Origin of the sequence: Rhodococcus sp. UYP9 (assembly GCF_040547235.1) — a bacterium.
Taxonomy (GTDB): Bacteria; Actinomycetota; Actinomycetes; order Mycobacteriales; family Mycobacteriaceae; genus Rhodococcoides.
In genome coordinates, this window is record NZ_JBEPPH010000005.1 from 78088 (window position 1) to 103758 (window position 25671).

General features: G+C 62.9%; 20 protein-coding genes. 15 read left to right on the top strand and 5 right to left on the bottom strand.

Translation table 11 applies throughout. The features are described 5' to 3' along the window. Positions 1–56: 56 nt before the first annotated feature. From aztC to aztB, 3 genes are read right to left on the bottom strand one after another with little or no spacing between them, the layout of a single operon-like run. A complete protein-coding gene (gene aztC, locus ABIB36_RS15760) occupies positions 57–962 on the bottom strand; it encodes a zinc ABC transporter substrate-binding protein AztC (RefSeq protein ID WP_354561063.1) in 906 nt (301 codons plus the stop codon). Then, the gene (locus ABIB36_RS15765; protein ID WP_354561061.1) at positions 959–2188 is read right to left on the bottom strand and encodes a WD40 repeat domain-containing protein; all 1230 of its coding nucleotides are present in this window, start codon (positions 2186–2188) and stop codon (positions 959–961) included. Before ABIB36_RS15765 ends, aztC begins: the two co-directional genes overlap by 4 nt. Before the next feature lie 49 nt (positions 2189–2237). Beyond that, the gene (gene aztB / locus ABIB36_RS15770; RefSeq protein ID WP_354561059.1) at positions 2238–3095 is read right to left on the bottom strand and encodes a zinc ABC transporter permease AztB; all 858 of its coding nucleotides are present in this window, start codon (positions 3093–3095) and stop codon (positions 2238–2240) included. A 20-nt stretch (positions 3096–3115) separates the two neighbouring features. Between aztB and aztA the strand changes: the two genes are divergently transcribed. Together aztA and ABIB36_RS15780 are read left to right on the top strand one after the other, a co-directional pair. Beyond that, entirely contained in the window at positions 3116–3757 is a 642-nt protein-coding gene (gene aztA, locus ABIB36_RS15775) for a zinc ABC transporter ATP-binding protein AztA (protein ID WP_502944919.1), read from the top strand. Positions 3758–3850: 93 nt separating this feature from the next. Further along, positions 3851–5476 (top strand): long-chain fatty acid--CoA ligase, encoded by a 1626-nt coding sequence (locus tag ABIB36_RS15780; protein WP_354561054.1) that lies wholly within the window; start codon positions 3851–3853, stop codon positions 5474–5476. A gap of 62 nt (positions 5477–5538) precedes the next feature. Here ABIB36_RS15780 and gdhA read toward each other — a convergent pair whose 3' ends face one another. Beyond that, positions 5539–6882 carry an NADP-specific glutamate dehydrogenase gene (gene gdhA, locus ABIB36_RS15785; RefSeq protein WP_354561051.1) on the bottom strand — a complete coding sequence of 448 codons (1344 nt, stop codon included), beginning with the start codon at positions 6880–6882 and terminating at the stop codon, positions 5539–5541. A gap of 156 nt (positions 6883–7038) precedes the next feature. On the opposite strand from gdhA, the gene ABIB36_RS15790 reads away from it, so the two are divergent. From ABIB36_RS15790 to ABIB36_RS15805, 4 genes are all read left to right on the top strand, one after another. Beyond that, the gene (locus tag ABIB36_RS15790; protein ID WP_354561049.1) at positions 7039–7512 is read left to right on the top strand and encodes an RrF2 family transcriptional regulator; all 474 of its coding nucleotides are present in this window, start codon (positions 7039–7041) and stop codon (positions 7510–7512) included. A gap of 2 nt (positions 7513–7514) precedes the next feature. After that, positions 7515–8741, top strand: a complete 1227-nt coding sequence (locus ABIB36_RS15795) for a globin domain-containing protein (RefSeq protein WP_354561047.1) — start codon at positions 7515–7517, stop codon at positions 8739–8741. Between the two features lie 155 nt (positions 8742–8896). Continuing rightward, entirely contained in the window at positions 8897–10072 is a 1176-nt protein-coding gene (locus tag ABIB36_RS15800) for a hypothetical protein (protein ID WP_354561045.1), read from the top strand. Next, on the top strand, positions 10069–11451 hold the full coding sequence (locus tag ABIB36_RS15805; protein WP_354561043.1) for an outer membrane protein assembly factor BamB family protein: 1383 nt from the start codon (positions 10069–10071) through the stop codon (positions 11449–11451). The genes ABIB36_RS15800 and ABIB36_RS15805 overlap by 4 nt, the downstream gene beginning before the upstream one ends. 34 nt (positions 11452–11485) lie before the next feature. Here ABIB36_RS15805 and upp read toward each other — a convergent pair whose 3' ends face one another. Continuing rightward, on the bottom strand, positions 11486–12109 hold the full coding sequence (gene upp, locus ABIB36_RS15810; protein ID WP_354561040.1) for a uracil phosphoribosyltransferase: 624 nt from the start codon (positions 12107–12109) through the stop codon (positions 11486–11488). Between the two features lie 120 nt (positions 12110–12229). On the opposite strand from upp, the gene ABIB36_RS15815 reads away from it, so the two are divergent. The 9 genes from ABIB36_RS15815 to ABIB36_RS15855 all read left to right on the top strand — a co-directional run bounded on the left by ABIB36_RS15815 (position 12230) and on the right by ABIB36_RS15855 (position 25614). Further along, positions 12230–13432, top strand: coding sequence for a CaiB/BaiF CoA transferase family protein (locus ABIB36_RS15815; RefSeq protein ID WP_354561038.1), 1203 nt, complete (start codon positions 12230–12232; stop codon positions 13430–13432). Next, complete coding sequence (locus tag ABIB36_RS15820) at positions 13429–14949, top strand: carboxyl transferase domain-containing protein (protein ID WP_354561035.1); 1521 nt, start codon at positions 13429–13431, stop codon at positions 14947–14949. The genes ABIB36_RS15815 and ABIB36_RS15820 overlap by 4 nt, the downstream gene beginning before the upstream one ends. Positions 14950–15091: 142 nt before the next feature. Beyond that, a complete protein-coding gene (gene bar, locus ABIB36_RS15825) occupies positions 15092–16201 on the top strand; it encodes a barbiturase (RefSeq protein ID WP_354561033.1) in 1110 nt (369 codons plus the stop codon). Between the two features lie 98 nt (positions 16202–16299). Then, positions 16300–17796, top strand: a complete 1497-nt coding sequence (locus tag ABIB36_RS15830) for an amidase (protein ID WP_354561030.1) — start codon at positions 16300–16302, stop codon at positions 17794–17796. A 41-nt stretch (positions 17797–17837) separates the two neighbouring features. Next, on the top strand, positions 17838–19556 hold the full coding sequence (locus ABIB36_RS15835) for a PucR family transcriptional regulator (RefSeq protein ID WP_354561028.1): 1719 nt from the start codon (positions 17838–17840) through the stop codon (positions 19554–19556). 47 nt (positions 19557–19603) lie between these two features. Next, the gene (locus ABIB36_RS15840) at positions 19604–20998 is read left to right on the top strand and encodes an amidase (RefSeq protein WP_354561025.1); all 1395 of its coding nucleotides are present in this window, start codon (positions 19604–19606) and stop codon (positions 20996–20998) included. Positions 20999–21147: 149 nt separating this feature from the next. Beyond that, positions 21148–22320: an XdhC family protein gene (locus tag ABIB36_RS15845; protein ID WP_354561023.1), complete on the top strand. Its 1173-nt coding sequence runs from the start codon at positions 21148–21150 to the stop codon at positions 22318–22320. 26 nt (positions 22321–22346) lie between these two features. Beyond that, positions 22347–23996, top strand: a complete 1650-nt coding sequence (locus tag ABIB36_RS15850; protein WP_354561021.1) for a helix-turn-helix domain-containing protein — start codon at positions 22347–22349, stop codon at positions 23994–23996. A 142-nt stretch (positions 23997–24138) separates the two neighbouring features. Then, the gene (locus ABIB36_RS15855; protein WP_354561018.1) at positions 24139–25614 is read left to right on the top strand and encodes a uracil-xanthine permease family protein; all 1476 of its coding nucleotides are present in this window, start codon (positions 24139–24141) and stop codon (positions 25612–25614) included. The last annotated feature ends 57 nt before the right edge of the window (positions 25615–25671 follow it).

The following is a 25671-nucleotide window of genomic DNA, read 5'->3' on the forward strand; positions in this document are numbered from 1 at the left end:
TGCGCACAAGTGCATGTGTTGCAACGGTTTTGGCCTACTGCGTCCACACAGTGGCGCTACGACAGGCCGGACGCGATCACCGTCGAGTTGTAGTCCATCATGCCCAGGTACGTCGATGCCTCGGAGTTCTCCTCACCCAGCGATTCGGTGTACAGCTCGACCACGCCGATGTCCACGCCGGCCTCCGACGCCATAACCTGCGCCAACCGGTCGGGCTGCGAGGAGTCGACGAATATCGTTCTCACCCCTGCTTCACGTACCGTCCCGGCCAGGTCGGAGAGGTCCGATGCACTGGGCGAGGCCAGTGTCGTACCACTCGGAATGACTGCTCCGATGATCTCGAAGTCGTATCGATCGGCGAGGTAGCCGAACACGTGATGGTTGGTCACCAGTGTGCGCTTGTCCGGTGCGATCAGTCCGAATCGTTCGCCTATACGCTTGTCGAGTTCGAGGAGCTGCGCTCCGTATTGCGCAGCAGCAGAGTCGATTGCGGACTTGTCCACCCCCGCTACCGACTCCTTCACCGCATCGCCGATCAGGTCGACCACCGTGCGCATTCGGTTCGGGTCGGTCCAGACATGTGGGTCCAGCGCTCCAGCCGACTGTCCGGTCACGTACGCGATGGGGTCGGCGGCCGGCCCGACTTCGACTACGTCCACGCCCTCGGAGCGTGCGGCTTCGATCGTGTTCGCAACTCCCTCCTCCAAGCCGAGGCCATTGGCTATCAGCAGGTCAGCCGATTCGACCTGTGCCGCCTCCGCCGCCGAGATTTCGAACGAATGCGGATCGGAGTTCGGCGGCATCAATACCAGTACGTCGGCCTGTTCGCCGACGATGTTCGACGTGATGTCACCGAGGATGTTGGTCGTGACCACCACGGTCGGCTTGTCGGAAGTACCCCCGTCCGAGCACCCTGTCAGGACGGCAACGAGCGAAAGGGCGAGCAGCACTATCTTTTTCATGCGCCGACCACGCCCACCGATGCAGGCGAGAAACCGAGGTCGATGATGCGGGAGATACGTCCCGCGTCGCGGTAGTCGATCTCGATGACGGTGCCTGCTTCTGGATCGGAGATGTACGCCCTGTTGCCGCCAACCTCAACCGACGGCATCGGGTCGCCTTCGTCGTATCGCGCGGACAACACCGGTGTCGACGACAGTTCAGCGCCGGTCACCCCGTCGAACGTGCGGAAGGTGCCATCCGTCTGCAGCGAAAAGATGGTCTTGCCGTCAGCGGACACACTGGATGCGAGAGCCTTGTCTGCGGTTTTCGCCTCGACCCAACGGCCCGAGCGGGTGTCGAGTGCGAGTACTCCCTCGGCGGTGGCCGCGGAGACGATCGCTCCCTTACCTTGATGGTCGAACGACCATGCCCGATTTCCGACCGTCGGGTAGGGCAGCTTGGTGGTAGTGAAATCGTCCTCGACCTTCAGCACGCCGTCGTCGCATGCGAGCACGAAGTAACGCGGGAACACAGCCGTGCCGTGCATGTCGGGGCATGCCCCATCGAGAGCACGTACCAGTTCGCCTGCCTCGTTGCGCAATTCGAGCGCGTTCGGGAGATCGCCTTCTCCACCTCCGCTCGACACGATGTACTGACCGGACACAGGGATCACGATGCCGTGGTGGGGTGCGACCGCTTCGACCGTCGTGGCAACGGTGGCCTCACCCTTGCTCAGAATGTCGAAGTCGACGACGTCTGCCGTTCCCGTGCCGTCGTAGAAGACGGCCACCTTGCGGTCACCTACTAAGACGTGGGCAGGATCCTCGCCGTCGAGCGATCCGATCTCGGCCGGGTCCTTGACGTACGAGTGGGAGTGGTCTCCGTGCTCGATGGTCCACGAACCCGGATCCAGAAAGTCGACGCGTCCGCCTTCGCTGTCGACCGCGACGACGTAGCGGCCGTTCACCATGGTCAGCCGGGCTGCATTCTCGACATCGAACGAGCCCACGGATTCTTCGGTGGCCAAATCGATGACCTCTATCCGTCCGGAGTCGGCATCGGCGATCACCAGGCGCGGTTCGGGGCCCTCGACCTCCGTTGATCCAGCTTCCGCGGCGAGGTCACTCCCAGCGCCTGCAACTCCGGCCGTCGACTCGGTAGAGACTTCCGAGGATTCTGCGCTGTTGCACCCTGCGATCGCCAGTGTGGAAACACCGAAGATCATGACCAATCGACTTGCGGACATCAATACCCCTAACGGAAACGATAACGATTGTCGTTTACGTTAGAGGATGTTAACTCGATAAGGTAGGCCGCCCCTGCGCCCGCCTCGCTAACAACGCTCTCCGACTCGATTTCACGGCAGCGATAACGAAGAACTGCAGTACCGCCAGCCCGGCGATCGTGGAGCCCGCAGCGGTATTTGCGTTCCAGGACACGACGAGACCGATCGCTGTGGCGGACCATCCGAGCAGCGTGGCAATGATCATCGATTGCACGATCGAGCGGCCGAACAAGTACGCGGTCGCTGACGGTGCGACGAGCAAGCCGAACACGAGCAATGTTCCGACGATGCGAAACGACGCCACGACTGCCAGCACAACGAGCGCCAGTAGAACCACGTGCGCGAGGCGAGGCCTGAACCCGAACGTCTGGGCTTTACGTTCATCGAAGACGAGCGCGACGAAAGGCCGGTAGGCGACGGTGGACACCCCCAACGCGAGTACGGCGGCGAACACGAGGAAAACCAGGTCCGCATACGTCGCGGAGAGCACGTCACCGAACAAGAAAGACGTCAGGTCTACGGCGAACGACCGCGCCCGAGAGACGATGACGACCCCGAGTGCGAGCATGCCGACGAAGAGCAGTCCGATGCCGGTGTCCTCCGAAAGGGACGAGTTGCGCGACACCCACGCCACTCCCCCGATCATCACCACCGCGCTCGCGGCGGCACCGACCATCAGATTCGCGCTCATCAAATAGGCAATTGCAACACCGGGCAGCATTCCGTGCGAAAGTGCGTCGCTGAGAAATGCCATGCCGCGCAACACAACCCACGTGCCGACGAGTGCGCACAGGATCGATACAAGCATGCCGGCAAACAGGGCACGCTGCACGAAAGAAACGGCCAAGGGGTCGAGTAACCAATCCACGGCGAGGACACTATGTGACAATGATTGTCATGAGCGAATCGGTGTCGGTGCAATTCCTGTCCGTTGCGTATGGATCAACCATTGCATTGACGGACGTGAGCGCCAGCTTCGTACCAGGCACCGTCACCGCCCTCGTCGGACACAACGGCTCCGGCAAATCCACGCTCCTGCAGACACTTGCCGGCATCGTGCGCCCCACCTCGGGAACGGTGACCGTCGGCCGACGACGCGTCAGCTACGTCCCGCAACGCAGCGATCTCAACGATCGAATGCCCGTCAGCGTGCGTGAGGTGATCGAGATGGGCACCTGGCCGCGGCGCGGCATTCTCGGCCGAGCAGGCTCGGATGACAGGAAGTCCGTCGACGCCGCCATCGAACGTTTGCAGCTCACCGAACTGCGTTCACGCAGACTGTCGACGCTTTCCGGTGGCCAGCGTCAACGCACCCTCCTCGCGCAGGCGCTCGTCGAGTGCGGCGATCTCGTCCTGCTGGACGAACCCACCACCGGTCTCGACACGAAGGCCCGCGACATCATCGACGGCGTCATCGACGAGGAGGCAGCACGGGGAGCCGTAGTCGTGATGGCCACGCATGACGCGGACGACGCCCGACGCGCCCACGCGACGATCATGCTCGGGCGGGGCGAGATCCTGAACTCGTAGCTGGTTCGTCCGGCGAAGTAGGTACTGTGCATACTGTGATGCACGGCACAAAGTGCGGTGTCGTCGTTCGAAACCCGAGGAGTGAGAAAATTCGTGAAGAGCACCATGCAGGACACCCCGCTGTCGATCGGTCAGCTCGTTCGGTTCGGCACCACGATTCACTCTGCCGCCGAGGTCACCACCTGGGGTGACAACGGTCCGACGACGGTCACCTTCGGCGACTTAGGTAGGCGCGCAGCACAACTCGCACACGCACTGCGCTCCATCGGCATCGACGGTGACCAGCGCGTGGCAACGTTCATGTGGAACAACGCCGCGCACATGGAGGCGTACATGGCGGTGCCCGCCATGGGCGCTGTGCTGCACACGCTCAACATCAGGCTGTTCCCGGAGCAGCTCACCTATATCGCCGAACACGCCGAAGATCAGGTCATCATCGCCGACGCGAGCCTGCTGCCACTGCTCACACCACTGCTTCCCACGATGTCGACCGTGCGCCATCTGATCGTCGTCGGCGCAGACCCGTCGGCCGTGCAGGCGCCGGCGAGCATGACAGTGCACGGTTACGAGGACTTCCTGTCCGGCCACCCGGAAGAATTCGACTGGCCCGAACTCGACGAACGATCCGCTGCAGCAATGTGTTACACCTCTGGAACCACCGGAGACCCCAAGGGCGTCGTGTATTCGCATCGCTCGATTTGGCTGCATTCGATGCAGGCATGCATGACCGACGCCATGGCGATTGCGCAGTCCGACAAGGTACTTGCGATCGTCCCGATGTTCCACGCCATGTCCTGGGGGCTCCCCTACGCGGCACTGATGGTGGGCGCCTCGCTGATCATGCCGGACAAGTATCTACAGCCCGCACCTCTGGCCGAGATGATCTCCACCCTGCGCCCCACCGCCGCAGCCGCCGTTCCGACGATCTGGCAGGCACTCCACTCCTACCTGACCGAGCACCCCGCCGATCTGTCGAGCCTGCGCGACGTGGTGGTCGGCGGGAGCGCATGTCCGCCGAGCCTGATGCGTGCATTCCACGACGAGTACGGCGTTCACATCACCCAGGCCTGGGGCATGACCGAGACCTCTCCGCTCGGCACCTCAGGCCGGCCCGACGCCGGACTCTCCCCAGAGGAGGAGTTCGATCTTCGTTGCACACAAGGTCGATTCGTGGCCGCCGTCCGCGCTCGACTCGTCGACGACGCCGGCAAAGAGCTGCCGTGGGACGGCAAGCAAGTCGGCGAACTCGAGGTTCGCGGTCCATGGATCACGGCCAGTTACTACCGCGGCGATGCCGCCGACAAGTTCGACGACGGCTGGCTCAGGACGGGCGACGTCGGCACCATCTCTTCGGGTGGATTCCTCCGGCTGACGGACCGGTCGAAGGACATCATCAAGTCCGGTGGCGAATGGATCTCCTCGGTCGAGTTGGAGAACCAGGTGATGGAGCATCCCGCAGTGCGCGAGGCTGCCGTCATCGGCGTTCCCGATCAGAAGTGGGACGAGCGTCCGCTGGTTGCCGTCGTCGTGCGCGACGGCGAAAAAGTGACCGCCGAGGAACTACGCGAGTTCCTCTCCAGCCGGGTCGCCCACTGGCAGCTTCCGGAACGCTGGACATTCATCGAGGAAGTACCCAAGACGAGCGTCGGGAAGTACGACAAGAAGCGCCTGCGCAGCACCCACGCCGACGGCAAGCTCGAGGTCGTGGAACTGTCATAGAACTGTCGTAGAGCGATCTTTCGTCATCGACGGCGGATCGCTCTACGACCCTCGAAAAAGGATCAGACGATTCCGAGCGCGATCATCGCGTCGGCAACCTTGATGAAACCGGCAATATTTGCACCGTGCACGTAGTCGCCGGGCTTGCCGTACTCCTCCGCGGTAGCGATCGTCCGGTGATGGATGCCGCGCATGATTGCCGCGAGCCGCTCGTCGGTGTACTCGAAGCTCCAGGAGTCGCGGGATGCGTTCTGTTGCATTTCGAGAGCGGAGGTAGCGACGCCGCCCGCGTTGGCGGCTTTGCCCGGTGCGAAGGCGACGGATGCGTCGCGGAACACCTGAGCTGCTGCGGGTGTGGTGGGCATGTTTGCGCCTTCGGCCACTACCTTGACGCCGTTCGCCACGAGAGTATTCGCTGCGTCGGCGTCGAGTTCGTTCTGCGTTGCCGACGGCATGGCGACATCGCAGGGCACGTCCCAAATAGAACCTCCCTCGGTGAACGTCGCTCCCGCGACGGTGTCGCAATAGGTGCCGATGCGTTCGCGTCGTACCTCTTTGATGTCCTTCAAAAGTTCGAGGTCGATGCCGTTGGGATCGACGATGTAACCGGAGGAGTCCGAACATGCGACGACTTTGCCGCCGAGCTGGTGAACCTTCTCGATCGCATAGACCGCGACGTTCCCGGAACCGGACACAACCGCAGTCTTGCCGTCGAGGGAAGTTCCCAGCGCTTCGAGCATGTCGGCCACGAAGTATGCGACGCCGTAGCCGGTGGCTTCACGCCGTACCTGCGAACCGCCCCAGGAGGTTCCCTTGCCGGTGAGCACCGCTGATTCGTACGAGTTGGTCAGACGCTTGTACTGGCCGAACAGGTAGCCGATCTCGCGGCCGCCGACGCCGATGTCCCCGGCAGGCACATCGGTGTACTCACCGATGTGGCGGTGCAACTCGGTCATGAACGACTGGCAGAACCGCATCACCTCGGCTTCGGACCGGCCCTTGGGGTCGAAGTCCGAACCGCCCTTGCCCCCACCGATAGGAAGACCGGTCAGGGCGTTCTTGAAGATCTGCTCGAAGCCCAGGAACTTGACGATCCCCAGGTTGACGGTGGAATGAAACCGCAAGCCGCCCTTGTAGGGTCCGAGCGCGCTGTTGTACTGCACCCGGAATCCGCGATTGACATGTACCGCGCCTGAGTCGTCTACCCAGGGAACCCTAAAGATGATTTGCCGTTCGGGCTCGCACAGGCGCTCGATGAGGCCGGCTTCGGCGTATTCCGGGCGGCGATCGATGACGACCTTGAGCGAGTCGAACACCTCGGCGGCCGCCTGGTGAAACTCGGGCTCGCCGGCGTTGCGCGTCAGGACTTGCTCGTAAATCGTTTCGATCTGGTCACGCGTGGACACGCACTTGCCTCCTGGGTGAGAAATACGAAACATGACGGTAACAACCAGACCTATCTCGTGGCGATCCCGGCTACCTTCCAGCATCCCGACGGGCCGATGGTGTCTCGTGGCTCACATAATTGGTATCTCAAATGCATATTGAAATATTGTCGTGACATGCAGTTGACCCGGTTCACCGATCTCGGCCTGAGAATCGTCATGCGCCTGGCCGTCGAACAGCCTGGAGATCGCCCAGGCAGCAAGGACATTGCCGAGCAATTGGCAATCTCGTACACCCATGCTGCCAAGGTGATCGCTCGTCTGTCGGAGCTCGGAATTGTCGATGCTCGCCGCGGTCGTGGTGGTGGTTTGGCTATCACCGAGCTCGGTAGAACTGCATCGATCGGCTGGCTCGCACGCCGTCTGGAAGGCGAGTCGGAGGTCATCGAGTGTGATGGATCGAACCCGTGCCCGCTACGAGCCAGCTGCCTTTTGCGGCCGGCACTGCGGCGCGCACGAGAAGCGTTCTTCGCCTCTTTGGACGAGCTCCTCATCGAAGACGTCATCAGCCAACCGACGCGCGGGGTCCTGCTCACACTTCCTGCGATGCCCAGCAGGTTGCCAACAGTGAAAACAATGATCGGGGAATAGACATGCTTTCCACAGAATCCAAAGAGGTCATCCGGGCCACGCTCCCAGTCGTCGGTGCTGCGATCGGTGACATCACGACGACCTTCTACCGCACCATGTTCATCGATCACCCAGACCTGGAGCGCAATCTCTTCAACCGAGGCAACCAGAAGCAGGGCGAGCAGCAGAAGGCGTTGGCCGGGGCAATTGCCGCATTCGCTTCGCTACAACTCGAAGAGGACCAGGACCGGGTCGACATGATCCTTTCCCGCATCGCCCACAAGCACGCCTCTCTGGGCATCGAACCTGCGCAGTACCAGGTTGTCTACGACTACTTGTTCGGCGCGATTGCCACGGAACTGGGAAGTGCTGTCACACCAGAAGTTGCTGCTGCATGGACCGAGGTCTACTGGCTGATGGCCGACATGCTGATCTCGATGGAGGCCGGCCTGTACAAGAGCGCGGGCGTCGAGATCGGTGATGTGTGGCGCCAGGTCCGCGTGCTCGATCGACGCTTCGAATCGGCAGATACCGTCTCGTTCGTACTCGCCTCCCTCGATGGTGATCCACTACCGAGTTTCATTCCGGGCCAGTACCTCTCCGTCGCGGTTCACCTCGAAGACGGGGCGCGCCAGATTCGTCAGTACAGCCTGTCCTCGGCTCCGACAGATGCCGACTGGCGGATCACCGTCAAGCGCATCCCTGCGAAGGTGTCCGCAGACGGTTCGGAAGTAGCTGCCGGTGAAGTGTCGAACTACCTGTTCAACAACGTCTTCGAGGGTGACATTCTCGATGTGACCACACCGTTCGGTGACTTGATGCTCACTGACGACGATGCACCGCTGCTGCTCGTGTCGGCGGGAATCGGCTGCACTCCCATGATCGGCATGTTGAACTACTTGGCCGAAAGCAATGACACGCGCTCCATCTCGGTACTGCATGCCGACCGGACCCAGAGCGATCATGCTCACCGCGCCGAATTAGGTCACCTCGTCGATCGAATCCCCTCGGCGACCTTGCACCGCTGGTACGAGAACCTCGGTGCGCGTCCTTCGGACGATTCGATCAGCATGGGCCGCGCGCAGCTGAACAACATCGACGTCGCACCCGACGCACACGCGTACGTCTGCGGTCCATTGCCCTTCATGCTCGAAATTCGCAACGCATTGATGGACAAGAACGTGGCGACCGAGAACATCCACTTCGAGGTCTTCGGTCCGGACAGCATGGGGATTCAGCGCACTGCGTAAGTAAGTAATAGTTTCTCGCCGGTGAGGTCGGGCACCTCAGCCGACCTCACCGGATCGGTTACGCCCCCGCGCCGCGCCTCTCGTTACCAAAGCAAATGGTATTCAATGGACATCACGGCGACCGCCGCCAGAGATGTCGAGATTGATCGAGGACCATGGACGAGCACGCGGCGCCGGATCGGCACAGCACACTGATGACGGTTCTGGTCGTCACCTCGATCGTCGCAACGGGGATCGTAGTCGCCGGTCTCACCACGACACGCGAGGAACCGGAATTGACGGTGCAGCCAGTCACCTCGACGGTGGTGTCGCCTCCCACACCGGAGGAGTACGTGCTCGTCACCCCCGAAGTCAAGTACCCGCAAAAGATTCCGGGATGCACCACTGTGGACGAACCCGAAGAGACCCGATACTCGAGTCTGTATGTCTCCTCGGTGCAGAGCTACGACAATCCCGCGGCCCCATGGTTCAGCGGACCCAAGGCACACCTGATGTCCGAGGCATTGGTCCGAGCCCTGCCCGCCGACACGGCGTTCGACGACGGGGTGATCCCCTACTTCGACCCGATTCCGGAACGCGAAGGGACAGCCGAAGAAGAGATCGTCGACTCGACGAACGCCACGGCTTCCATCTTGCGGAACAGCCGGTCGGGTTACCTCAGCGTCGGAGTCTCACAGAACACACGCTCGGTACCGCCCTGTGTCGCCGGAAATCTCGACGAGCGAACAACCAAGTCCGACGGGACTGTCGTCGACACTCATGACACCTGGCAGGAAGTCAACGGCGAGAGAACCTCCGAGCGCAGTGCGATCGCGTACCGTACCGATGGTTCATGGATCGCTGTGTATCTCTCCGCGCCCGGACCGCAGGACGCTCTTCCAATTCCGCTCGACGTTCTCGCCGATATCGCCACCGACCCAGCGTTCATCACCTCGAGCGCTCCCCCGGCCGGTACTCCGGGCAACTCGTCGGACTGCGGATCCTCGGCTTTGTCCGGCACCACCGGATCGTTCACGGCCCCGGACATCTCCGCTTTGAATGCCGCTCTACGGCAAGCGAACACCGAATCGCTGACCCCGTCGCCGGCTCTCGGATCGTTGCGCACCCACCACTGGGGCGGTGAATTGTGTCAGGTAGTGAACAGCGCCGCAGGACAGTTGACGATCACCATCGGCGACACTGCGCAATCCGATCCAGGTCGGTACACTTCCGGCACGTCCGTCTCGGTGCCGACTCCGTCGGGGCTGACAATCACGATCACAACCGAAAAGCCTTGGGATACGGCCAGCTTGGAACAGCTGGCGTCGACCCCGGGATTGGACCTGCAGTGAAGCCCCGCACTCGACTGATGATCGGTGGAGCGGTGGCTGTCCTCACGGTGTCGGCAGCAACCGTGACACTGACACAAGATCGCACGACGACGGTCAAGCGCATCACCGATGCCACACCCGATGCGCCTGGATTGGCCTGGGCCACAGAGGCATCCGAGAGCGGCCTCGACGGCGCCAGTTATGCAGACCCCCGCACCGGATCGGAGTATCCGTGGGGCGCGGGCGCCATTCGTGTCGAAGACATCCTGCTCACTCTCGCGGTTGTACCCGATGGAGACTCCCCCAACTCCGACGCAGTCATGGTCGGCATCGAAGCCGATACCGGCGACGTGAAATGGACAAGCCCTGCGCGTGATCTCGCAGCATGCGCCGAGACACCCCTGGACGGGCAACTCGTGTGTCACTCGCTCTCATACGGTGAAGCACCGGGACTGGTCACGTTCGATATCGAGACCGGTGAGTCTCGGCACTTCGACAGTGCACCGGAGATCTTTGCAGCCACCGTCGCGAACGATCGAATCTACGTTGCCGCAGGTGATCTAGAAGGTGGTGGGGTTCAGCTCCACCGCGGAACCCTCGATGATTACGACGCCGACTGGAGCGTTCCACTGGACGTCTCGGCCGGCTGGGAAGACCAGTACGCAGACCAGCTTATGATCGGTTCCGAACTCGCTCACTTCGATCTCGGGGGAAGCTTCACCACGTTGGACGCTGCGACGGGTGCCCCCGTGTGGTCATCGGATGTCCTGGATGACTGCCTCATCGCGGAGTACCGAACATCCGGTGACATCGCCATCGGTTCCACTTACGATTGCAACGCGCCATCGTCCGATATCACCGGAACCATTGCCTTCGCGCGCACCGGTGAGCCCCTTGCCACCTCGTCGAGCACAGCCGAGCACTACCTGTCCATCGACGAGCCGACAGATCCGTCGATTCCCTTTGTCCTGGGCGATACTGCGTTCGACCGCGTGAGCGGTGAACAGCGCTGGCGCAGCGATCAACTCGTCTTCGATCAGCCGGCCGACGAATGGAACGAAGCGAGAACTCTCGGAACACTGAATGCGGTCGTCGGGGACGTCGGGCTGCTGCGGTTCGATCAGAGCACTACAGCGATCGACCTACGTTCGGGCCGGCAACTGTGGCATTCCGAACAATCGTGGTCTGTCATCGCCCGCGACGGTGACACGGTGCTCACCTCCACTGGCGGGATGCTTGGTGCTGTCGACGTTCGAACCGGCGAAGAGCTATGGTCGGCCGAATACGCCAAGATGCTGCCCGAGTCGTCGTCATCGATGGAAACCTACGTCGGAGGCGGCGACGGGAGGTACGTACTTCAGTCGAGTTCGACTCTGGCGCAGCTGAAACCGTTGCCGTGACTTCGGCGATCCACCGGAGAGATACGAGGGTTCGTCAGCGTGGGCCGAACTGACGGTCCCCCGCGTCGCCGAGTCCGGGTACGACGATGGCATCCGTGTCGAGTCCTTCGTCGATGCTCGCCGTCACCAGCCGTATCGGAAATGTCGAACCCTCCAATGCTGCAACACCTTCGGGAGTGATCACCACACATACAACCGCCACGTCGGTGGCTCCGCGCGCGACCAGCAGTTCGATTGTCCGCAACATCGACCCACCGGTAGCCACCATCGGATCGAGGACGAATACCGGGGTATCGGACAGATCTGCAGGCAACGACTCGAGGTACGGCACCGGCTCGAGGGTCTGCTCGTCTCGCGCCATTCCGACGAACCCGACCCCCGACTGCGGGATCAGAGCGCTCGCCTGCTCGACCATCCCGAGTCCGGCGCGCAGTACCGGTACCAGCAGTGGCGGATGCGCGAGCCGTACTCCGGCAGTAGGTGCAACAGGAGTGTTCACCTCGAACTGCTCCACCTTGGCATCGCGCATCGCCTCGTACACCAACGTGTGGGTCAGTTTTCGCAACGCCGACCGGAAGGTTGCGTTGTCACTGCGCGAGTCCCGCATCGTCGTCAGAAGTGTTGCCGCGAGCGGATGGTCGACCACATGCATGTCCATGGTCGAAGACTAAGGGGTACCCGGCGCCGGTCCGCAGGCGAAAATGTGCCGAGCCGCCCGGTCAGTGTCGGCAACATTTGCCAGGGACTTCCTCACTGCGTGCACGTTGACTCGTGACCTATGACACCTCCTGATTCCGTTGGGCCCGTGAACTCCGTCGGTCCATTGAGTGATTGTCTCGTCGTCGATCTTTCCCGTGCACTGGCCGGACCGCATGCAGCGATGATGCTGGGCGATCTCGGTGCGCGCGTGATCAAGGTCGAGTCACCTGTCGGAGGTGACGACACTCGAAGCTGGGGTCCGCCGTTCGTTCCGGACGAAGACGGTGAACGGCACTCGACGTACTTCTTGTCTTGCAACCGCAACAAGGAATCCATTGCCCTCGATCTCAAGGGCGACGATGGCCGCGACACGTTGACCGACTTGATCGGGCGCGCGGACGTGCTCGTCGAGAACTTCCGCCCGGGAGTGTTGGATCGCCTGGGGTTCAGCATGGAGAAGCTACATGAACTCAATCCGCGTCTGGTGGTCCTGTCGATCACCGGATTCGGTCACGACGGACCCGAGGGCGCTCGCCCCGGCTACGACCAGATCGCGCAAGGCGAAGCCGGACTGATGTCGTTGACCGGGCCGTCGCGCGAAGAGCCGACGCGGGTGGGCGTCCCGATCGGAGACCTCCTGGCGGGGATGAACGGCGCCTACGGCGTGGTCGCCGCACTGCACGAGCGCAACACCACGGGCCGCGGCCGAGTGGTGCGCACCAGTCTGTTGGCCGCCATCGTCGGAGTCCACGCTTTTCAGGGCACGCGCTACACCGTTGCCGGTGAGGTGCCCCGCCCGACGGGTGGCCATCATCCGTCGATCTGCCCGTACGGGCTGTTCCACTCGGCCGAGGGTCCGGTCCAGATTGCCGTGGGCAGTGAAGGATTGTGGCGCCGCTTCGCACCCGAGTTCGGACTCGACCGCCCGGAGTGGGCTACCAATCCGCAGCGTGTCGCCGACCGAGATGCGGTCATCGCCGCGGTCGAGGAAAAGTTCGGTGAATGGCCGAGCGACAAGCTGCTCGGCGTGTTGGACGACCTGGGCATCCCGGCAGGAAAGGTACGCGATCTCGCCGAGGTCTACACGTGGGACCAGACCCTCTCCCAGGGCCTGCTGATCGACGTCGACCACTCTGCCCTGGGAACGATCAGCCTGCCCGGGCCACCACTACGATTCGACGAAGATTGCGACGGTGCCGGTATGCGGACAACCCACGCCGCGCCGCCCACCCTCGATCAGCACGGTGACTCCATCCGCGCATGGCTCGAGGCTGCCCGATGACTCGCACGGGTGCACCTCCCAGGCTCGGGGCACTCGAACTCGTCGAACTGGTCGTCGACGCCGAAAGCTTCGTTCGATGGGACAGCGAGCCACTGGCTCCGATAGGGGTGCACGGACCACCGGAGCAGAGCTACCTCGACGAACTCGATGCAGCCCGGGCGAGTACCGGGTTGGACGAGGCCGTCCTCACCGGTGAGGCGTTGCTCGATGGCCGTCGAGTCGCAATCGTCATGTGCGAGTTCAAGTTTCTGGCCGGCTCGATCGGGGTCGCGGCCGCGGAACGGCTGGTGCTGGCGATCGAGCGTGCCACCGCGGAGAGTTTGCCGTTGCTGGCAGTACCTACCTCCGGTGGTACGCGGATGCAGGAGGGCGCAGTCGCCTTCATGCAGATGGTCAAGATTTCGGCTGCAGTCGCAGCGCACAAATCCGCGGGCCTGGCCTATGCCGTCTATCTTCGCCATCCGACGACGGGTGGAGCGTTCGCCTCTTGGGGTTCGCTGGGGCACGTCACTGCCGCTGAGCCGGGTGCACTGGTCGGCTTCCTCGGCCCGCGCGTCTACAAGGCGTTGTACGGCGAGGACTTCCCGGCAGATGTGCAGACAGCGGAAAACCTTGCCGCCCACGGTCTCGTCGACGCAGTGGTGCCCCCGGAGGAATTACGCGGCGTCGCCATCGCAGCTCTCGCTGTTCTGTGTGCTCCCCATGAACCGCCACCGCCGGTACCGAATGTGCCGCTCGAAAGCTTGGACGATGTTCCAGCGTGGGAGTCGATCGGTCGGTCGCGACGTTCGGACCGGCCAGGCGTCCGTCGATTGGTGAAGGCGGCAGCGAACACCGTCACGCCGTTGCAGGGCACCGGTGCAGGCGAGTGGGAACCAGGATTGTTCCTGGCATTGGCAAAATTCGGCGCCTCGGCCTGTGTGTTGCTGGGCCAGGACCGCACTTTCTCTGATCTGCCGCTCGGTCCCGCAGGGTTGCGGGAAGCGCGTCGCGGGATGCGACTGGCGGAAGAACTTCGGTTACCGCTGGTCACCGTCATCGACACCGCAGGTGCCGCCCTGAGCAGGGAAGCAGAGGAGGGTGGCCTTGCCGGTGAAATTGCCCGCTGTCTGGTCGAACTGACCACGCTGACGGCACCGACAATCTGCCTGCTTCTCGGCCAGGGCGGAGGTGGGGGCGCACTCGCGTTGCTTCCTGCCGACCGAGTGCTCTGTGCGCAACACGCCTGGCTCTCCCCCCTGCCGCCGGAAGGAGCATCCGCCATCAGGTTCCACACCACCGATCGCGCCGCCGAGATGGCCGATGCTCAGGGCGTGCGCAGCCTCGACCTGTTACGAAACGGGGTCGTCGACCGCATCGTGGCCGAGCGACCGGACGCCGCCGATGAGCCCGCGGAGTTTCTCTCGCGGCTCGGCGAAGTGCTCGAACACGAGCTTGCGCAATTGCTGGCCGCCGATCCGAAAGACTTGGTGGCCTCCCGCCTGGACCGCTACCGCCGCCTGGGCGTACCGCAATAACGAAAAACCCCGCCGGTTTGGGCAATCCTTGCCAGTGCAGCTGCCCCGCCCTGTAAGTAGCGTCACAGGAGTGAGGGTGCCGCACCGTGTGGTCACCGGCTGACTCTGCAGTACCCACAGTTCCCCAATAGAGGAGATTTCAGTGCCCGAAGCAATCGAGGTTCGCAAGGTCCCGCTGCACAACGTGTCCGATGCAAGCGAGCTGGCCAAGCTCATCGACGACGGAGTGCTCGACGCCGACCGTGTCATCGCGGTCATCGGTAAGACCGAGGGCAACGGCGGTGTCAACGACTACACCCGCATCATCGCCGATCGCGCTTTCCGAGAGGTACTGTCCGCCAAAGGCACCCGCAGTGCACATGACGTCGGCGAGGTGCCGATCGTCTGGTCCGGCGGAACCGATGGTGTCATCAGCCCGCACGCAACCATCTTCGCGACCGTGCCGGCAGAGAAGGCCGTCAAGACCGACGAGCCACGCTTGACGGTCGGCGTCGCCATGAGTGAGCAGCTGATGCCCGAGGACATCGGACGCACTGCGATGATCACCAAGGTCGCTGCGGCAGTGAAGGATGCCATGGCCAACGCCGGCATCACCGACCCCGCCGATGTGCACTACGTACAGACGAAGACACCACTGCTGACCATTCACACCATCCGTGACGCCAAGAGCCGCGGCAAGACCGTGTGGACCGAACAGACCCACGAGTCGATGGACCTGTCGAACGGCGGCACGGCACTGGGGATCGCCGTCGCCCTCGGCGAGATCGACATGCCCACCGACGAGGACGTCATGCACAGCCGGGAGCTGTACTCCGCTGTGGCCTCCTGCTCTTCTGGTGTCGAGCTCGACCGCGCTCAGATCGTCGTAGTCGGCAACGCGCGCGGCGTCGGTGGCCGCTACCGCATCGGTCACAGCGTCATGAAAGATGCACTCGATCAGGACGGCATCTGGGATGCTATCCGCGACGCCGGTCTCGAACTTCCCGAGCGTCCCCGGACCAGCGACTTGGACGGCAAGCTGGTCAATGTCTTCCTCAAATGCGAAGCAAGCCAGGACGGAACGGTCCGTGGCCGCCGCAACGCAATGCTCGACGATTCGGACGTGCATTGGCACCGTCAGATCAAGGCCTGCGTAGGCGGCGTCGCTGCATCCGTGACAGGTGACCCGGCAGTGTTCGTATCGGTGTCGGCCGCACACCAGGGTCCCGAGGGTGGCGGCCCCGTTGCCGCCATCGTCGACCTCGGCGAGTAGCAACACCGCGTTCGATCGGCGCCGCGCCGAAGCCGCACGTCCAGGCTTCGGCGCGGCATACCCCCCACACAGTCTTCGTCCAGTTGAAAGGAACGCGCATGGCACACGCCATCGAACCCGTCGACGAGGGCGATGCCACCGTCGCGTACGCCGGCCCGAGTGATGCCCCGAGCGAGATCGTGATGCGCGATGCGCTCGAGCTCAGTGGCATGATCAAGCGCCGCGAGGTGTCGTGTGTCGAAACCATGACCGCCTACCTCGACCACATCGAACTGCACAACGGAACTGTCAACGCGATCATCGCGTTGCGGGACCGCGAGGAATTGCTCGATGAGTCGAAGGTGCGTGACCGCCAACTGGCGGACGGGCACTACCTCGGGTGGATGCACGGGTTTCCGCATGCGGTCAAGGATCTTTCGGCGGTCGAGGGCTTGCCGTTCACCTCCGGGTCACCCATTTTCGCGGACCGCGTTGCCGCCACCGACGACCTGTTCGTCAAGCGAATAAAGGCGGCGGGGGCCATCATCGTCGGCAAGACGAATACACCCGAGTTCGGATTCGGTTCGCAAACGTACAACCCGGTGTGGGGTACGACCGTGTCGCCGTACGACACCTCACGCACTGCCGGCGGCAGTAGTGGTGGAGCGGCCGCGTCGTTGGCGCTTCGTATGCTGCCGGTGGCCGATGGCACCGACTACATGGGTTCTTTGCGCAATCCAGCCGCCTTCAACAATGTCGTCGGCTTCCGGCCGTCCTGGGGACGAATTCCAGAGTCCGGCTTCATCGCTCAGGGCGCCGTTTCTGGACCGATGGGACGATCCGTCACCGACGTCGCACACCTTCTTTCCACGATGGCGGGGCCGGATGCCAACGCTCCGTTGGGAATCGACGAGGATCCCGAGATCTTCACTCGCAGCCTCGAACGCAACTTCCGTGGGGCACGCATCGCATGGGTCGGTGACTGGGACGGCTATCTGGCGACGGAGCCCGGTGTCCTCGATATGTGCGAGTCCTCGTTCGAGACGTTCCGGCAGATCGGCTGCACGGTGGAGAGCGCCCTGCCGGACTACAAGCCGGAGGACATCTGGCAGTTGTTTCTGAAGTGGCGGTGGTGGGCGCAGCTCGGAATGGTCGATCTGTACAACGACCCACGGACCCGAGCCCTGATGAAGCCCGAGATGCTGTGGGAAATGGAAAACGCCGTGACCCTCTCTGCGCTCGACGTCACAAAGGCTGCGGAAGCTCGCAACAGCTGGCAGACGGCGTTGACGAAAATGTTCGAAACGTACGACTTCATTCTTGCGCCGAGCGCCCAGGTGTTTCCGTTCGACAAGGACACCCATTGGCCGCAGAGCATCGACGGACGCCCGATGGATACCTACCACCGGTGGATGGAGACCGTCGTTCCGTGGACGATGACCGGCGTTCCCGTCGCCGCAATGCCGGTGGGATTCGATGAGCGTGGGCTTCCGATGGGAGTCCAGATCATCGGCCGGCACGGCGCCGACCGGGCGGTCTTGCAGCTCGCTTACGCCTACGAACAGGCAACTCAGTGGGTCCGGAGCGTCCTTCCTCCCGCGCTTCGGACGAACTGACCCCCACTGCTGGCCTAACAGCGGACAGGTAAAGTCGAACAATGAATGAAACTGTCGGCGATCTCACTCCGCGGACACGTGCTTTGTCGGCTCCGGCAAGCTACGCGTTGACGGTGGAAGAACTTCTTGCGCTTCCCAGCCTGACCGGCTCGCAGTTGATCGCGGGCAAGGGCGGTCTCGAGAAGGTCGTTCGACGGGTCAACGTCATCGAGGTGCCGGACATCCTGCCGTGGGTCAAACCGAACGAACTGTTGGTCACCACCGGCTTCCCCTTGCGACACGCGGACTCCGGGCGCCCGTTCGACGCTCATTCGCTGGTCGAACTCGTCGAAGGCCTCTCCGAACGCGGAGCAGCGGCGCTCGGCGTCAAGGAGGGCAGGTACTTCGGCGACGTCCCAGCAGCGATGATCGACGCGGCCGACCGACTCGACTTCCCGCTGTTCCTCATCCCCCGGGACATCGGCTTCGACGAGGTGATGTCCGAGGTGTACACCCACCTTGTCGACAGCCAGGCCTGGGCACTCGACGTCGCCGACCGCATGCACCGCGCCTTGACCACGATCGTCCTCGAAGGCGGTGATTTACCCCAGATCGCCGACGAAGTGGCGACGCTGTTCGAGACGGCTGTCGTCATCTGCTCCCCTGACGGCAGAGTGCAGGCGACAGCGGGAGCGAGCGCAGACCTCGAAGCGCTCGAGACCTTACCGTTGTTCGATCCCTCTGGCCGGTTACATACCGAGCGTCTTCACGTGGGCCTACAACCGGCACCCGGAATGGCGTCCGGCCAGATCGCGGTTGCACCGATCAATGCCGGCGGCACCGACCACGGCCTCATCGTCGCGGTTGCACGGGCAGGCGGTCTCGGGCCGGTGACCATACAGTCGCTCGAGCGTGCTGCGACCGTCGTCGCGTTGGCAGTAACGAAGAAGCTCGCGGTGTCTGCGGTGGAATCGAAGTTCCGTGGTGATTTTCTGCGCGATGTCCTCAACGGTGCAGCCGAGCCCACCGACCAGATCATCGAGTACTGCTCCCAGCTCGATTGGGATGTGAACCGAAGCATGGTCGTCATCGTGGCGCAGCTCGACCAAGTAGCCCAAGCGAGTGCAGGACAATCGGTTCAACCACCCGTCGTCGGGCGGATGCCACATGAGCGGCTCACCGCTGCCTGGCAACAGGTTGTGCGCCGCCGCGACCGGTTCGCTCCGGTCGTGGGATTCAGCCACGAAGTGGTGACGCTGATGCCGGCAGGGCAAGGGGATGCGCGCGCAGTCGTCGAGGATCTGATCGCCTCCGTTGCGGGCGACAGTGGTGGCGGCAGAAATTCGTTCGGAACCGGGGTCAGTCGCGTCATCGACTCCGTGGCCGACATTCCCCGGGCCTACGATCAAGCGCGCAAAGCTGTCATGGTCGGCCGCCGCATGAACGGTGCAGGTTCGGTCGCGCATTTCGACAGCCTCGGGGTGCACCGGCTGTTGTCCCTGGTCGACGACGGCGACGAGCTGCAGGCCTTCGCGACCGAGGTGCTCGGTTCGCTGGCGGGAGAGGATGCCGACGCAGTCGATCTGCGGCAGACCCTGCAGGCGTTGCTGGATACCAACTGCAACGTCGCCGAAACAGCGCGAGTCCTGCATTTCCACTACAACACGCTGCGCTACCGAATCGGAAAATTGGAAAGCATCCTCGGTCACTTCACGACGGACCCGATCCTGCGTTTGGATGTCGCCTTGGCGCTGCGGGTGGTGGAGATGAAGGGTTTGTAACGCGGTGATCCATGTCGAGTCGAGCGAGCAGCTGAGGAGTTTGTACTGTGTTACAAGGTAATTCGATCGGTCTCGATGCTCACTCGCTCGCCGAGGCTGTGTCTTCTCGCTCGATGTACGCCCGCGAGGTGATCGAGCAGCACCTCGCTCACATCGATCGGGCGAACCCACGCCTCAACGCGATCGTCACGGTCGCCACCGAGTCCGCGAGGCAGGCTGCAGACGAGATCGATGCGCGCCTGGCACGCGGCGAATCCGTCGGGGCTCTCGCCGGAGTCCCGTTCACGGTCAAGGACTTGATCGCCACGGCCGACGTCAGAACAACCGCAGGCTCGACGGCGTTGGTGGACAACGTACCTCGCGTCGACGCACCGGCAGTCGCCCGGATGCGAGCCGAAGGCGCCATACTGATCGGGAAGACCAACACGCCGGAGTTCGGTGCCAGCGGACTCACCTACAACGATCTCTTCGGATACACCTTGAATCCGTTGTCGCCGGACGGAATCGATCGCTCTCCCGGTGGTTCGAGCGGGGGTGAAGCGTCGGCGATCGCCTCGGGAATGAGTGTTGTCGGTCTCGGCACCGATTTCGGCGGCTCGGTCCGCTGGCCCGCCCACTGCACGGGCCTGTGTTCGGTACGGCCCACCGCTGGACGCATCTCCCCCGACGGCCAATATCCCGGTGTCATGTTCGATGGGCGAGTGTTGACGAACGCAGCCACGATGCACGGCAGCGTGCAAACGATCGGGCCGATGGCGAGAAATCTGGACGATCTGGCTTTGATGCTGCGCGTCCTTTCCTCGCCCGAATTTCGATGGGTGGATCCAGCAGGCGTGCGTCTCGATGAGCTCGATGTCCGCTGGGCCGCAGGCGAAGGCACCGTCCCGGTGTCTGCGGAGATTGTCGCCGCGGTCACGGAATCGACGGAGCTGTTGGCACCGTCGGTGAAGTCCATGCAGCCCTACTCGGGCTCGGCACTGCGGCAGGCGAACGATCTGTTCACGCGGATGCGCGCCGCCGAAACTCAGACGGACATCCGGCAGTACGGGCCTGCCACAGGATTCGGCGAGAACGTTCGAGAAATTCTCGCCGCTGTCCGGCCCACCCCCCGCACCGATGCCGAGGCGCTGTGGGCGGAGCGCGGTGTCCTGCGACACGAACTTCTCTCCACCATGGGCGATGTGCTGATTCTTCCCGTCGCCTCGATCGTGGCTCCGCCCATCGGCGAGACGCGGTTCGATGTCGACGGCACAGTGCTGTCGTGGTCCGAGGCGCTGGCCAGCAGCCGAGCAATCAGCATCCTGGGCGTGCCGTCGGTGGTCGTACCGGTTGCGACCTCTGAATGCGGGCTTCCCATCGGAGTGCAGATCGTGGCTCGTCCGTGGCAGGAGCACAACGCTCTCGCTGCGGCAGCGCTGTGTATGCGGCAGACTCAGCGATAGCAGCTACCTCGGTACCGGTCAGTTCCTGCCGCGATGGCGAGTTCCGACAATCACTTCCACACTATTTGGGCGAACTCTGTCGCTGGTAACCGGACGCCCGGGCGCTAACGTGATCACCATCACTTCACTCCTGAAAGGAGAGCGACGCCATGCGAGATATTCTCGAAGATCTGGCCCCTTGGCTCGAACGCCACGAGCCGTTCGCTCTCGCAACGGTTGTGCGCACCTGGCAGTCCTCCCCTAGACCTGCGGGCGCTGCGATGGCCGTATCGAAGTCCGGGGACGTCGTCGGCAGTGTGTCCGGCGGTTGCATCGAGGGCGCGTTGTACGAACTCGCCCAGGAAGTGCTTGCCGATGGGCTTGCCCGAACCGAGACCTACTACGTCGCCGACGACGATGCGATCGGTGTCGGCCTGACCTGTGGCGGCACCATCGAAGTTTTTCTGCGGCTGATCAGCGGGCACGCGTGTGCCGAGTTCACCGAAGTGGCGCGGCTGATCGCCGAGGGTACGTCCGTAGCAGTACTCACCGACCTTCATGTCGGTGAGCCGACTCGGCATGCTGTGGTCAGCGAGGACCGCACCTGGGACGAATGTGCCGGACCGGGCCTCGTCGAGGTTCTCGGCGGTGACGAACCGTTCATGAGCAAGGTCCGTGACCGCGTCCACGCGGGCGAGTCCGGGCTCGCAGTGCTCACCCATGGCGAGAGCGAACAGGATCGCCCGCTGGAGGTAATGGTCGAGCTGTTCGGACCGCCCCCACGGATGTACATCTTCGGAGCGATCGACTTCGCCGCAGCGATGTGCCGACTCGGGAAGTTCGCCGGCTTCTACGTCACGGTCATCGACGCCCGCGCAGTATTCGCCACGCGCGCGAGGTTCCCGGATGCCGACGAAGTCGTGGTCGCGTGGCCGCACACGTTCCTCGAAACCGCTCCCGTGGACGAACGCACTGTGATCACCGTGTTGACCCACGACGAAAAGTTCGACATCCCGCTGCTCGAACATGCGCTGCGAACCACCGCGGTGTACATCGGCGCACTAGGAAGCCGTGCCACACACGACCGCCGCGTCGACCTTCTCCGTGGCCGGGGAGTGACCGAGGCCGAGTTGAACCGGCTGCACTCGCCCATCGGACTCGATCTCGGCGCCCGCAACCCTGCCGAAACCGCAGTGTCGATCATGGCGGAGGTTCTCAAGACCTCTCGCAACGCCACCGGCCTCGAACTGCGCACGCTTCACGGACCGATTCACCGCGAACGCAACTCGTCGTCGGCATCGGTGGACGAGCGTGCAGACCTCGGATCGGGCGCACGTTGCTGACCCGCTCTACTGCTATCGCTGCCCGGGTGACCGACAGCGGAGCCGAGAGTACGACGGTGGAGAGCATTCTTCACACGGACTTTCTGTTCGACAGTGTGATCCTCGCCGGGCGCGAGGGCCTCGGTCGGATCGTCGATCGCCTCACCCTCATCGAAAATCCCGAAAGCATCCGGTTCTGGATCGGTGCGCAAGACCTCGTTCTCACAACAGGATTCGCGCTCGCTCAGTCCACCGAGCCGCTCGCTTCGTTCGTATCGGCCGCACATTCTGCCGGGGTCGCCGGCATCGTCATCCACTTCGACGAAGACATCACCACAATCGACGACGACACCCGCGCCGCTGCCGATGAACTGGAATTGCCGTTGATCGCAGTGTCGGAATCGTTCGCACTCGATCACGTCCTGGCGCGAGGCGTACGCGATCGGGCGGAGCAGCAGGTTCGAGCGATGTACCGGTCGGAGCGGTTGCGACGGCTGTTGGTCGCGAAGATGGTTGCTGGAGGCGGCGTGGCCGAGCTGGCGTCGGCGGCGGCCGCGGAGCTCGATGTCGCAGTCTTGATGACCACCTCGGACGGAAGAAGGTTGGCGACGGCCGGCGCCGACGAGGAAGTTCGGGCGCTGTCCCGCAGCTCGGCTCTCGATGGCACCGGAAGGTTGAAGACCGATTCGACCGACGGCGGCCTGGGGTTGCGCACCACGGACGAGGGTGCGATCGCGGTGTGCGCGATCTCGGCGAACGGCATCGACCACGGACGGGTCGCCGCCTTCAGCCGACATCGGAGGCTCTCGACGCAAGATCTGCACGTGGTCGACGCAGCAGCCGCAGTGTTCGCGCTCGCCGTGACCCGCGACCTCGCACTGTCGACGATAGAAGAAAAACACCGCGCCAATTTCTTACGTGACCTGCTGTTGGGCAGGGGTGGGGAACATCCACACGCGGTGGCGCACGCGCAACGCTTCGGCTGGAACATCGGCAGACCGGTCGTCGTGGTCGTCATCGAACCCACCCCTGGAGTCGATGCCACGCGGCAAGCACCCGACCGCATGCCACTCGTCGACCGGCAGATGATGGCGTTCTCGGGTGCGCTCGCGCAGCGGGACCCGCACGCTGCCATTGCAGCGCTCGGTACCGAAACCGTCATCATGATGGGGGCCGGGCCGAACACGGTGAACGCGATCCGCGACATCATCGACAGTGTGCGCGGCGATGGCGGAGGCGGCCGACAACCATTCGCCGTCGGTATCTCACGCCCCTGTACTTCGGTGGAGGACATTCCGGGGATTTACGGTCAAGCCCGAACCGCACTGAAAGTAGGCCGCCAGATATACGGGACCTGGGCTGTCACCACATTCGACGATCTGGGCGTATTTCGTCTACTCAGCTTGGTCGAGAACGACGAAGAACTCACTTCGTTCACCAAAGAAACTCTGCACGAACTGACCGAACAGACAGTGGAAGCTCGAGATATGCGAAAGACACTCGAAATGTTGCTCGCCACCAATATCAATATTGCCGAAACTGCCCGAAATCTGCACTTCCACTACAACACTCTGAGATATCGCGTCGTCAAGCTGGAGAAAATACTCGGTCCTTTCACCGAACGCCCTGATTTACGTTTGGACCTGTCTTTGGCTCTCAAAATAATGGCAATGCGCGGTATCGACCATTACATGTGACGGTCATCCAATCGAAATATTGGCAGATTACGCTCATGGCGGTTCAGAAAGACCGCAATACCGTTCTCTTTCTATAGCGATATAGAAATGCACCTCAATTCGTGAAATTGCTGCGTCTACAACGAGAAAGAAAGGCTTCACAATGCCGATCTGGAAGATTCACGGGGACGGAAAGAATATCCTTCCGGGCGAAGTCGTCGCGCCGAACGAGCGGTTGAACTGGGGGCGCACTGTCAGCCTCGGAGGACAGCACGTCGTCTCCATGTTCGGGGCAACATTCGTCTTCCCGATCATCATGGGCCTCAATCCCCAACTCGCCATTCTCATGTCGGGGTTCTGCACAATTTTCTTCCTGCTGGTAGTCAAGGGCAGGATCCCCAGCTACCTGGGAACCTCAGCGGTCTTCGTCGGTGGCGTCGCAGCAATTCGAGCACAGGGCGGAACGTCGGCGGAAGTCACCGGCGCGATTCTGGTGGCCGGCTTGGTGTTGGCGATAATCGGTGTCGCCATTCACTTCATGGGCGGCGGCGTGGTGGTAAGGATACTGCCCCCTGTCGTCACGGGCGCGGTGGTGATGTTGATCGGATTCAACCTCGCACCGGTAGTGGCAAGTGTCTACTGGCCACAAGACCAGTGGGTCGCGTTGGCCGTGATGTTCGTCCTGATAGTGCTCAGCGTCGCGCTCCGCGGATTCCTCGGGCGTATCGCCATTCTGCTGTCGCTGGTATTCGGATATGCGTTGTCCTGGATTCTCGATCTCGCGTTGGGACCGATCACCTCGTACGACGCCACCGCAGGTGCGGTGACCGAACACTTCCGCGTCAGCTGGGCAGGCGTCGAGTCCTCGCAGTGGTTCGGGCTACCGCCGTTCTCCGATGAGGCCAACGGCATCGTCGGTATCCATGCGCCGTCGTTCTCGCTGGCGTTCATCATCCTGGTTCTGCCGGGTGTCATCGCGCTCATCGCCGAAAACGCCGGGCATGTCAAGGCCGTCGCCGAAATGACCGGGGACGACCTGGACCCGCTGATGGGTCGCGCCTTGGCCGCCGACGGCATCGCGACCGTCATGGCCAGCGCGGTCGGAGGCTCGCCTACTACCACTTACGCCGAGAACATCGGCGTCATGGCGGCAACCAAGGTGTACTCGACAGCTGCTTACACCGCGGCAGGAATCATCGCGATGATCCTGGGGTTCTCACCGAAGTTCGGCGCCATCATCTCGGCAACACCGGGCGGTGTGTTGGGCGGAATCACCGTGGTCCTCTACGGAATGATCGGCCTGCTCGGCGCCAAGATCTGGAAAGAGAACGGCGTCGACTTCGGGAACCCGCTAAACATGATGCCAGTCGCGGCCGGCCTCATTCTCGCCATCGGCGACACCTCCCTGGTCTTCAGCGACTCGTTCTCGTTGACCGGGATCTCGCTGGGCACGATCGTCGTGATCGCTCTGTACCACCTGTGTGCACGTATCGCTCCTCAACATATGCGACCCGGCAACACCTCCGCCCCTGACGGAACTGGCCCCGAGCAGCGCACACTGGGAGACGCTATGGGACCACGACGCACCAGAGACGGCGGTGACAACGGAGAGGTCGACACCCTCGATCCGGTGCGGTAGCGAGCGATTGCAACTTCACGCAGTGGCCTTTGTCACTTTTAGACGAGACACTTATCA